The following is a 10,489-nucleotide window of genomic DNA, read 5'->3' on the forward strand; positions in this document are numbered from 1 at the left end:
CCGGGCCGAAAAGGTTCAGACGCACTCTTGACATCCGTGATCTGGCTCCCGCAACCTTGTGCAACCGATCCCAGTGGGATGAGCTCTACAGACTCGGGGAAAGATCTTGGATCGCGACGACGTCTCATGGCACGGCTACTGGCCCGCGGCGCCCACGCCCTTCACCGCGGAAGGCGCCCTGGACGAGGACGCCTGGCGTGCGCTGCTGCGGCTGTACGTGCGGCAGGGCGTCCACGGCGTGCTGGTCAACGGCAGCACCGGCGAGTGGTTCAGCCAGAGCCCGGCCGAGCGCCGGCGGGTGGCCGAGATCGCCGTCGCCGAGGTGGCCGGCCGGGTTCCGGTGGTCGTCGGCGTCACCGCGTACACCCCGGCCGAGGCGATCGGGCTGGCCCGGCACGCCGCCGACACGGGGGCCGACGGCGTGCTCGCGACTCCGCCGCCGTACGTCCACCCCGGGGCCGAGGAGATCCTCGGATTCTTCGCCGAGGTCAGCGGCGCCACCGACCTGCCGTTCATGGTCTACAACTGGCCGCGCGGCGTCACCGTCGACATCGGCGACCACCCGGACCTCGTCCGGCGGCTGGCGGACCTTCCCCGGGTCGCCGCGATCAAGGACAGCACCGGCGACTGGCTGCGGATGCTCGCGACGGTCGAGGCGGTCGCCGACCAGGTCCGCGTCTTCGGCAGCTTCCTGCACCGGCGCGGCCTGGCCGTCCTGCTGGAGCTCGGCGGAGACGGCAACATCGACGGCGGGGGGCTCGGTGCGCCGTTCGCCGTCCCGTACTACGAGGCCGTCGCGCAACGTGACGGCGCCGCGGCGCGCACGTGGGTGGACCGGTACGCCGGGTTGTCGGGACGGCTCATCCGCCCCGACTACAGCGGCGTGTACGGCTCGCCCATCTCGCAGCTCAAGGGCGCCATGGCGCTGCTCGGGCAGCCGGGCGGGCACGTCCGTCCTCCGCTGCGGCCGGTGACGGGCGACGCGCTCGACGCGATCGGTGCGGTCCTGGAGGAGTCCGGGCTGGTCAAGGCCCTCGCCGAGGAGCCGGACGAGGCCGGAGCGCGGCCGTGAGCACCGGAACCAGGATCACGATCGACGGCGAACCCGTGGACGCCGCGGTGGGAACCTCGCTGACGGCGGTGTTCGTCGCCGCCCGCCGCTGGCGGCTGCGGGACAACCCGGTCAGCGGTGAGCCGCGCGGACCGTTCTGCGGCATGGGCGTCTGCTTCGAGTGCGAGGTCACCGTCGACGGGCGGCCCGGCGTGCGGGCGTGCCTGACCCGGGTGCGGCCCGGCATGGCGGTCGAGACGGGACCGCGCCGATGACCGTGTCGTGTGACGTGCTGATCGTGGGCGGCGGCCCGGCCGGGCTGTCCGCGGCGGCCCGGCTGGCCGCCGCCGGGCTCACCGTGACGCTGGTCGACGAGCAGCCCGAACTCGGTGGGCAGTACTACCGCCGCCCGTCGCCCGCCGTACTGCGCGAGCACGGTGACCACCGTCCGGAGGGCGGCCGGCTGATCGCACGCGTGCGGGACCTCGGCGTCGACTGCCTGACGGGCCACCTGGTCTGGGGAATGGACGACGACGGCCGCACGCTCCTCGCCACCGGCGCGGACGGGACCCCGGTCCGGCTCCGCGGGCGCTACGTGATCGCGGCCACCGGCGCCTACGAGCGGACCCATCCGTTCCCGGGCTGGCAGCTCCCGGGCGTCACCACGCCCGGCTTCGCCCAGCATCTGGCCGCGGCCGACGGCACCCCGGTCGGTGACCGGGTGCTGGTGGCCGGGTCGGGCCCGTTCCTGCTGCCCGTCGCCTGCTCGTTGCTGGACGCCGGCGCCCACGTGGTCGGCATCGCCGAGGCAGGGCATCCCTACAGGCCCGATGTCCGTGCGGTCTCGACGCTGCGCCACCCCGCCCGGCTCCGTGAGCTCGCGGGATACGCGGCCCGCCTGGCCCGTGCGCGGGTTCCGCTCTGGCAAGGGCGCGTGGTGACCAAGGCCGCCGGCCGGGACCGCGTCACGTCGGTCGCGCTCGCCGCCACCGGTGACCCGGCGCGCCCGCTGCGGACGCTGGACGTCGACGCCCTCTGCGTCGGCTACGGATTCCGGCCGCAGACCGACCTGGCCCGCCTGTTCGGCTGCGAGATCAGCTCCGACCCTGTGACCGGCGACGCCGAACCCGTCACCGACGTCTTCGGACGGACGAACCGCCGAGACGTGTACGTGGTCGGTGAGGCCGCCGGCATCGGCGGCGTCCACCAGGCGCGCACGCGCGGGTCGATGGCCGCCGCGCACATCCTCATCCGGGAGAAGAACCCGGCCGCGCCGGGCCCCCGGGAGATCGCCCGGCTCGCCGCCAAGGGGCGCGCGCTCACCCGGTTCACCGCGCTCAGCGACGCCCTGTACCCGAGTCCGGCCCGGCTGCAGGAAGCTTTGGCAGCCACCCTCGAAGACGACACCATCGTGTGCCGCTGCGAGGCGGTCACCGCAGGCGCCGTGCGCTCTGCCGCCGTGGAGAGAGCCGGCGGGGACCTCAACGCCACCAAGTCCTGGTCGCGCGCCGGGATGGGGCCGTGCCAGGGCCGCTTCTGCGGATTCGCCGTCGCCGGGCTCGTCCGCGACGCCTCGTCCGCCGGCGGGGCACCGTGCGGCGTCCCGGTCTTCCCGGCGCGCCAGCCCGTCCGGCCCGTGCCCGTCGAGACGCTGCTCGAGCTCGGCGACCAAGCTGACCGGGCCGACCGGGCGGGGGAGGGCGCCGGATGAGCGCGCTGACCGCCGACGTGGTCGTGATCGGTGCCGGGGTGCTCGGCGGCGCGGCCGCCTTCCACCTCGCCCGGGGCGGGCACCGGGTGATCGTCCTCGAGCGGGGCGCGCCGGGCCGGGAGGGATCGGGCACAACAGCGGGTAACCTGCACGTTCAGGCCGTCCACACCCGGCGGCCCGGGCAGGAGGTCCCGCTCGACAGCGCCCGGTTCCTGCCTCTGCAGCGCGCCGCGAGCGACCGGTGGAACTCGGTCGAGGCGGAGCTGGAGACCTCGGTGGAACTGCGCCGCAGCGGCGGGTTCACCATCGCCGAGACGCCCGAGCAGCGTGCCGAGCTGATCGCCAAGCGCGCCTGGGAGGAGCGGGCCGGAATCGAGACCGAGGTCCTGGACGGCGACGGCGCCCGTGCCGCGCTGCCGCATCTCGGACCCACCGTCACCGCCGCCACGTGGTGCCCGCTGGACGGATACGCCAACCCGCTGCTGACCACCCCCGCCTACCTGGCGGCGGCGGTGCGGCACGGGGCCCGGCTGCACCCGTTCTGCCCGGTCCGGGCCGTGGAACGTTCCGGATCGGGCTGGCGGGTCACCGCCGGAGACCTCACCGTCGAGGCCCCGCACGTGGTGGACGTCGCCGGGCCCTGGCTCGGGGAGATCGCCGCGCTCGCCGGGATCGGGCTCCGGATGACGCCGGTCGCCATCCAGATGCACGTGACCGTGCGGCTGCCGGAGACGCTGCGGCACCTCGTCCAGCACATCGGCGAGGGCCTGTCGGTCAAGCAGGTCACGGCGGGGAACCTGCTGATCGGCGGCGGCTGGCCCGCGCTGCGGCTGGACCCGGACGGCCGCAGCCCGGTCAGCCTGTCCAGTGTCCTGGGCAATGTCGCCCAGGCCGCCCGCGTCCTGCCGTTCGTGCGGGACCTCCGGCTGCTGCGGGCCTGGGCGGGCCCGCTGGCCGCCACACCCGACGAGATGCCGGTGATCGGGGAGGTGCCGGGCGCCCCCGGCTTCCTGGTCGCCGGAGGCACCTACGCCTTCACGTTCGCCCCGCTGTGGGGCGAGACCCTGCGCTGCCTGGTCGAGGGGAAGCCGGCTCCGGTCGACGTCCGCGACCTCGGGCCGGACCGGCTCCTGGAGCCCGCCGCGCCCGCCGCACCGATCGAGCAGGCCCGATGAGAGAGGAGACAGCGGTGCCGACAACGACCACCGCACGGCGGCCGATTCCGCGGGAGGGGACCCTCTGGCTGACCGGCGGGCATGTCGTCGACGTGCTCGGCGGGACGATCCGCCGCGACGCCAACGTCGCGGTCGCGGCGGGCCGGATCCAGAAGATCACCACCGAGGCGCCGGAGCCGGGCGCCGAGCGCATCGACCTCGGCGGCCGCTACCTGCTGCCCGGCCTGATCTCGGTGCACACGCACCTGTCGGTCGTGTACCCGTTCTCCGCCACCGACGAGGCCGAGAACCCGGGCCTGACCGCGCTGCGGGCGCTGTCGCGGGCCCAGGACGCGCTGCACGCCGGCGTCACGACGATCCGCTGCGTCCACGAGCAGAACCGCGCCGACCTGCTCATCCGCACCAGCGTCGAGCAGGGGTGGGTGGACGCGCCCCGCATCATCGGCGCCGGCCGCGCCGTCTCGACCACGGGCGGCCACGGCCACGGCTCGGCCTGCTCGTACGCCGACGGCCACGACGGCTTCCTGGCGGCCGCGCGCACCGAGCTGGCCGCCGGCGCGGACCTGATCAAGGTGTTCATCACCGGCGGCATCGCGCACGAGGGCGAGTCGTTCACCGGCGCCCAGATGACGCTCGACGAGATGCGCGCGGTGGTGCGGGCGGCGGAGGAGCACGGCACCTACGTCACCGCGCACGCCGGCTCCGGGTCGGCGATCCGCGAGGCGCTCGCGGCCGGTGTCCGCGGCTACGAGCACGCCTACGAGCTGGACGACGCCACCGCGAAGGAGATGGCCGAGCGGCGCGTCTTCCTCACCCCCACCCTGTGCGTCACCCGCTGCCCCGACTGGATGGCCGAGCACTCGTTCAGCGAGTGGCAGATCCAGCGGGCCCTGGAGGTCGGGCCGGGCCACCTCGCCAGCATCCGCCGGGCGGTCGCGGCGGGCATCGCCGACCCGCGGGACCCGGACGCACCCGGGATCACCATGCTCGCCGGCACGGACTACCCGCCGGGCGAGCCCATCGAGGACACCGTCGTCGCCGTCCGCGAGATGGAGTTCCTCACCGAGGCGGGGCTGAGCCCCGCGCAGGCGCTGCGCGGCGGCACCAGCGACGCGGCCCGGCTCGTCGGCCTCCAGGGGAAGGCCGGGGCGGTCGAGGAGGGGCTGCTCGCCGACCTGATCGTCACTGACCGCGATCCGCTGTCGGACCTGTCCGCGCTGCGCCGCATCCCCTTCGTCATGCAGGGCGGACGCGTCGTCCGCGACGACCTTCCCACCGCGCCGGCCGACCGGGCCGCCGCCGACACCCCCGGAGGCACCCTGTGACGTCCTCGCACCGCACCCGCCTCGCGGTCGACATCGGCGGCACGTTCGTCGACGCCATCGCCTACGACGAGGTGACCGGTGAGCTGCGGCTGCACAAGGCCCCGACCACCCCGGACGCGCCGGCGCAGGGCGTCCTCGACGCCGTCGGCGGGCTCGCCGGCCGGCTGGACGACGTCGAGGCGTTCGTGCACGGCACGACCCTCGGGCTCAACGCGATCCTGCAGCGCCGCGGCGCCGACGTCGGGATCATCACCAACGCCGGGTTCCGCGACCTGCTGGAGATCGCGCGGGCCAACGTGCCGGGCCAGTACATGTACGACTTCGCCTACGCCCCGCCGCCGCCGCTCGTGCCGCGCCGGCACCGGACGGGCGTGCCCGGCCGGATCGACGCGCAGGGCGCCGAGGTGGAGCCGCTCGACGAGGACGCCGTCCGCGAGGCGGGCCGCGTCCTGGTCGAGGAGCACGGGCTGCGCTCCATCGCGATCTGCTTCCTGCACTCCTACGCCGAGCCGGCGCACGAGCGGCGCGCGGCGCAGATCCTGCGCGAGAGCCACCCGGACGTGTCGATCTCGGTGTCCACCGACATCAGCCGCGAGTACCGGGAGTATGAGCGGACCAGCACCGCGACCCTGGACGCCTACATCCGGCCCGTCCTCAGCGACTATATCGGCGCGCTGGAGGAGCGCCTCGGCGACGCCGGGCTGACCCGCCCGCTGCACATCATGCGCTCGGGCGGCGGCGCGATGACCGCCGAGCTGGCCCGCAGCGCCCCGCTGATGACGGTGCTGTCGGGTCCGGCCGGCGGCGTGGTCGGCGCCTCGTTCCTGGCCCGCGAGCTGGGCCGGGACAAGCTGATCTCGTTCGACGTCGGCGGCACCAGCGTGGACTGCTGCGTGATCGAGGACGGCTCTCCCGGCGAGGTGCACGAGGCCGCGATCGACGGCTTCCCGCTGCTCATCCCGATCTTCGACATCCGGACGGTCGGGGCGGGCGGCGGGTCCATCGCCTGGATGGACCACGGCCTGCTCAAGGTCGGCCCGCAGAGCGCCGGCGCCGTCCCGGGCCCGGTCGCCTACGGGGCGGGCGGCACCGAGCCGACCGTGACCGACGTTGCGCTGGTGCTCGGCTACCTCGACCCGGCGGCGTTCCTCGGCGGCGACATGAGCATCGACGCGGACGCGGCGCGCGCCGCCGTGGCCGACAAGCTCGCCGGCCCGCTCGGCGTGGACGTGACCCAGGCCGCCGCGAGCGTCCTGCGGGTGCTGCTCGCCCGGACGGTCGGCGCGCTCCGCGAGATCACGGTCGAGCGGGCGCTGGACCCGCGCGAGTTCGCGCTGCTGGCGTTCGGCGGCGCGGGCCCGCTGCTCGGCCCGATGCTGGCCCGCGAGATGGGCATCACCGAGACCATCGTCCCGCAGGTCCCGGCGGCGTTCTCGGCGTTCGGGATGCTGATGTCCGACCTGGAGTACGAGTTCGCCACCACCGTGCTCAAGCCGCTCAGCGACGACACCCTCGCCGAACTGGAACCGGCCTTCACCGATCTGGAGAACCAGGGCGAGGAGGTGCTGTCGCTCCAGGGCGTCAAGCCGGAGGACCGCACCCTGGTCCGCCGCCTGGACGTCCGCTACCACGGCCAGGAGCACACGCTCGGCATAGACCTGCGGCCCGGTGACGACGCCGCCGCGATCCTCGAGCGGTTCCACGAGCTGCACCGCGCCCGGTACGGGCACGCGATGCCCGACGGCGGCCAGATCCTCACCCTGCGGGTGCGGGCCGTCGGCGTCCTGCCGAAGCCCGGGCTCCGCACGCTGCCCGGCGGCGGCACCGGCGACCCCGAGCCGGTCGACAGCCGCCCCGCCTTCGACGTCGCCACCGGCGAGACCGTGCCGTTCCCGGTGTACGAGCGGACGTCCCTCGCACCCGGGCACGCCGTGCCCGGCCCCGCGATCGTCGAGGAGGGCACCTCCACCACGGTGATCTTCAGTGACCAGCGGCTCACCGTGGACGTCCACGGCCACCTGCTGGTGAGCAGCCCGGAGACGGCCCAGTGAGCCAGACAGGAGATGGTCCGATGAGCACGACGACGCCCGGCGGCCCCGAGGGCGCGCGCGGAGCGGCCCCGCTCGACGGGGCGACCGTCGAGGTGATCCGCAACTACCTGGTCTCCGTCGGGGAGCAGATGCGCCGCACGCTGGTGCGGGCCGCGTTCAACCCGGTGATCTACGAGGTCCTCGACTTCGGCATCTCGATCTACGACGGCGACCTGGAGCTGATGGCCGAGGCCGCCGGGATCACCTCGTTCCTCGGCGCGAACGACCACGCGATCGTCAAGGGCGTCGAGTACGTGGGCCGGGAGAACCTCGCGCCCGGCGACGTCTACCTGCTCAACTACCCGTACTGGAGCGGCGCGCACTCCTACGACGCGATGCTGTTCTCCCCGGTGTTCCGGGACGGGCGCGCCGAGCCGTCCGCCTACCTGGCCGTCCGCGCCCACTGGATGGACCTCGGCGCGAAGGCCCCCGGCTACGTCCTCGACTCCACCGACATGCACCAGGAAGGGCTGATCTTCCCGGGCACGCGGATCGTGCACCAGGGCGAGGTCGTCCGCGACATCGTCGAGCTGATCCGCTTCAACTCGCGGCTTCCGGACCTGACCATCGGCGACTTCCACGCCCAGCTCGCGGCGCTGCGCACCGGGGAGAACCGGCTCGCGCAGGTGTGGGACAAGTTCGGCGGCGAGGTCGTGGACCAGGCCGTCAAGCAGATCATCGAGCACGGCGAGCGGGTCGCCCGCAAGGCCGTCGCGGCACTGCCGGACGGCACCTGGACCGCGTCCGACTACTGCGACGACGACGGCATCACCGACGACCTGATCCGCATGGAGGTCAAGGTCACCGTCGACGGCGACCGGATGGAGGTCGACTTCAACGGCTCCGACGGCGCCGTCCTCGGCCCGGTGAACCTCCCGATCGGCGCCACCGAGAGCCTGGCCAAGTCGACCTTCAAGGAGCTGACCACGCCGGACGAGCCGTCCAACGCCGGCCACTACCGGGCCCTGACGATCAAGGCGGACCCGGGCAACTTCTTCCACGCCGTCTACCCGTCCGCGACGTTCACCCAGTGGAGCGGCATCGTCGCCTTCGAGCTGATCCACAAGGCGCTCGCGGACGTCCTCGACTCCATCCCGGCCTCGTCGGGCGGCGACGAGCCGGGCTTCATGGCCCTCGGGCACGACCCGCGGACCGGCGAGGACTTCGTCATCAGCAACAACGAGGGCATCGGGTGGGGCGCGCGCCGCGACCGCGACGGCGCGAACGCGCAGCAGCACCCGTCGCAGAGCGTCGTCCGCAACACCCCGATCGAGGTGCTGGAGCACAAGTCGACGATCTTCCATGAGCGGCTGGAGCTGATCCCCGACTCCGGGGGCGCCGGCCGGTACCGGGGCGGCGTCGGCGTCCTGCGGGAGGTCCGCTACCTCGCCGAGGGCGAGGTGCTGTCGATGAAGAAGAAGAGCAAGACGCGGCCGTGGGCGCTGAACGGCGGCCTCGAACCCGAGCCCAGCGGCATGACGCTGTGGCCCGGCACCGACCGCGAGAAGCGCGTCGGGATGTACCGCGCCACGATGCGGGCCGACGACCGCTTCGTCAACCGCACGGCCGGCGGAGGCGGCTACGGCGACCCGCTCGACCGCGACGCCGCGGCCGTCGTCGCCGACGTCCTGGACGGCTACGTCACCGCCGAGGCCGCCGAGCGCGAGTACGGCCTGATCGTCGCCCCCGACGGCTCCCACCACGAGACCCCGGCCCGCGCCGAACGGCGCCGGACGCAGCCCCCCGCCGATCGGCACGACACCTGAACCCGTCCGACCGGACACGTCCACGAAGGGGAGACGACCCGTGCTCCACACATCTCTTGCGGCCGGCGAGCCGACACCGAGGACCAGGTGGTTCCCCGGCGGGCTCCGCGCCCGGGGGCGCGCCGCCGGGCTGCGGCTGACGGCCGTGCTCGCGGCCGGGGCCCTCGCCGCGGCCGCGTGCGGCGGTGCCGGCGGCGGCTCCACCGCCCGCACCCAGACCCTGATCATCGCCGAGAACGAGCCGCCCGCGACGTTCGACCCGGCCCAGGCCGACAACTCGACGGTCGACGAGGTGGCCCGGCCCGCCTACGACACCCTCGTCAAGTACGACGCGGACAACAAGATCGTCCCTAGCGTCGCGACTGAATGGAAGGTCTCCGAGGACGGCCGCTCCATCGACATGACCCTGCGCGGCGACGTCACCTTCCACGACGGCGCCAAGCTCACCGCCACCGACGTCCAGTACAGCCTCGACCGGATCAAGAAGCTGAAGGTCGGGGTGGCGTCGCTGCTGACCCCGTACGACTCCACCGAGGTCGTCGACGACACCCATCTGACGATCAAGCTGACCCGCGCCTACGCGCCGATGATCCCGGCGCTGACCCGCGTCTACCTGCTCAACTCCAAACTGGTCGAGTCGCACAAGGGCGACGACGAGGGCCAGAAGTGGCTCGCCACCGCCGACGCCGGCTCCGGCCCCTACAGGCTGACCGGCTACACCGCCAACCAGGAGGCGAAGTTCACCCAGTACGACAAGTACTGGGGCGGCTTCTCCGGCCAGGCCAAGGACGTGGTCTTCCGGTACCTGCCGCAGGCCGCGACGCAGAAGAGTTCACTGCTGGCCGGTGACATCGACATCGCCATGGACATCGACCCCAACGACTGGAAGTCGTTCGAGGGCAACGGCGGCTACAAGGTCGACAAGGCCGACACCAACGTCCAGCTCTACGTGTTCTTCAAGATGAAGGACTCGCCGGTGTCGAACAAGGCGCTGCGCGAGGCGATCGCCTCCTCCTACCAGTACGACCAGCACCTCACCTCGATCCTCAAGGGCGCGGGCAAGAAGGCGACGGGCGTGCTGCCGTCCACCATGGCCTGCTTCGACTCCGCCGTCCCGCAGCCGACGCACGACGTCGCAAAGGCCCAGGAGTCGCTGAAGTCCGCGGGGCTCTCCAACGTCACCCTCACGATGACCTACCTCAAGGCGACGGCCGAGATGGAGCAGGCCGCGACGCTGCTCCAGTCCGACCTGGCCAAGATCGGCGTCAAGCTGAAGCTCGAAGCGATCACCTACCCCGAGCACGTGCAGCGGCTGAAGAGCAACAAGACCACGCCCGACCTGGCCATGATCTACGCCTTCCCGCCCAACCC

General features: G+C 73.3%; 8 protein-coding genes. All 8 read left to right on the plus strand.

Translation table 11 applies throughout. The features are described from left to right. Positions 1 to 106 precede the first annotated feature (106 nt). Complete coding sequence (locus tag ETD96_RS07780; protein ID WP_138635606.1) at positions 107 to 1,072, plus strand: dihydrodipicolinate synthase family protein; 966 nt, start codon at positions 107 to 109, stop codon at positions 1,070 to 1,072. Then, positions 1,069 to 1,326 (plus strand): (2Fe-2S)-binding protein, encoded by a 258-nt coding sequence (locus ETD96_RS07785; protein ID WP_138635607.1) that lies wholly within the window; start codon positions 1,069 to 1,071, stop codon positions 1,324 to 1,326. Before ETD96_RS07780 ends, ETD96_RS07785 begins: the two co-directional genes overlap by 4 nt. Next, the gene (locus ETD96_RS07790) at positions 1,323 to 2,762 is read left to right on the plus strand and encodes an FAD/NAD(P)-dependent oxidoreductase (RefSeq protein ID WP_138635608.1); all 1,440 of its coding nucleotides are present in this window, start codon (positions 1,323 to 1,325) and stop codon (positions 2,760 to 2,762) included. Before ETD96_RS07785 ends, ETD96_RS07790 begins: the two co-directional genes overlap by 4 nt. Beyond that, on the plus strand, positions 2,759 to 3,937 hold the full coding sequence (locus ETD96_RS07795) for an NAD(P)/FAD-dependent oxidoreductase (RefSeq protein WP_138635609.1): 1,179 nt from the start codon (positions 2,759 to 2,761) through the stop codon (positions 3,935 to 3,937). The genes ETD96_RS07790 and ETD96_RS07795 overlap by 4 nt, the downstream gene beginning before the upstream one ends. A gap of 14 nt (positions 3,938 to 3,951) precedes the next feature. Then, the gene (locus ETD96_RS07800) at positions 3,952 to 5,262 is read left to right on the plus strand and encodes a metal-dependent hydrolase family protein (RefSeq protein WP_171068911.1); all 1,311 of its coding nucleotides are present in this window, start codon (positions 3,952 to 3,954) and stop codon (positions 5,260 to 5,262) included. Next, a complete protein-coding gene (locus ETD96_RS07805; protein WP_138635611.1) occupies positions 5,259 to 7,313 on the plus strand; it encodes a hydantoinase/oxoprolinase family protein in 2,055 nt (684 codons plus the stop codon). Before ETD96_RS07800 ends, ETD96_RS07805 begins: the two co-directional genes overlap by 4 nt. Before the next feature lie 20 nt (positions 7,314 to 7,333). Then, the gene (locus ETD96_RS07810) at positions 7,334 to 9,118 is read left to right on the plus strand and encodes a hydantoinase B/oxoprolinase family protein (protein ID WP_138635612.1); all 1,785 of its coding nucleotides are present in this window, start codon (positions 7,334 to 7,336) and stop codon (positions 9,116 to 9,118) included. Between the two features lie 40 nt (positions 9,119 to 9,158). Further along, on the plus strand, positions 9,159 to 10,489 hold a 1,331-nt coding region (locus ETD96_RS07815; protein WP_138635613.1), incomplete at its 3' end, for an ABC transporter substrate-binding protein.

The organism is Actinomadura geliboluensis, assembly GCF_005889745.1.
GTDB lineage: Bacteria > Actinomycetota > Actinomycetes > Streptosporangiales > Streptosporangiaceae > Spirillospora > Spirillospora geliboluensis.

What these genes read in the sequence shown, in the direction of transcription:
- ETD96_RS07795 (WP_138635609.1), top strand. Translation starts at nt 2,759, where the DNA reads ATGAGCGCGCTGACCGCCGACGTGGTCGTGATCGGTGCCGGGGTGCTC.
- ETD96_RS07810 (WP_138635612.1), top strand. Translation starts at nt 7,334, where the DNA reads ATGAGCACGACGACGCCCGGCGGCCCCGAGGGCGCGCGCGGAGCGGCC.
- ETD96_RS07790 (WP_138635608.1), top strand. Translation starts at nt 1,323, where the DNA reads ATGACCGTGTCGTGTGACGTGCTGATCGTGGGCGGCGGCCCGGCCGGG.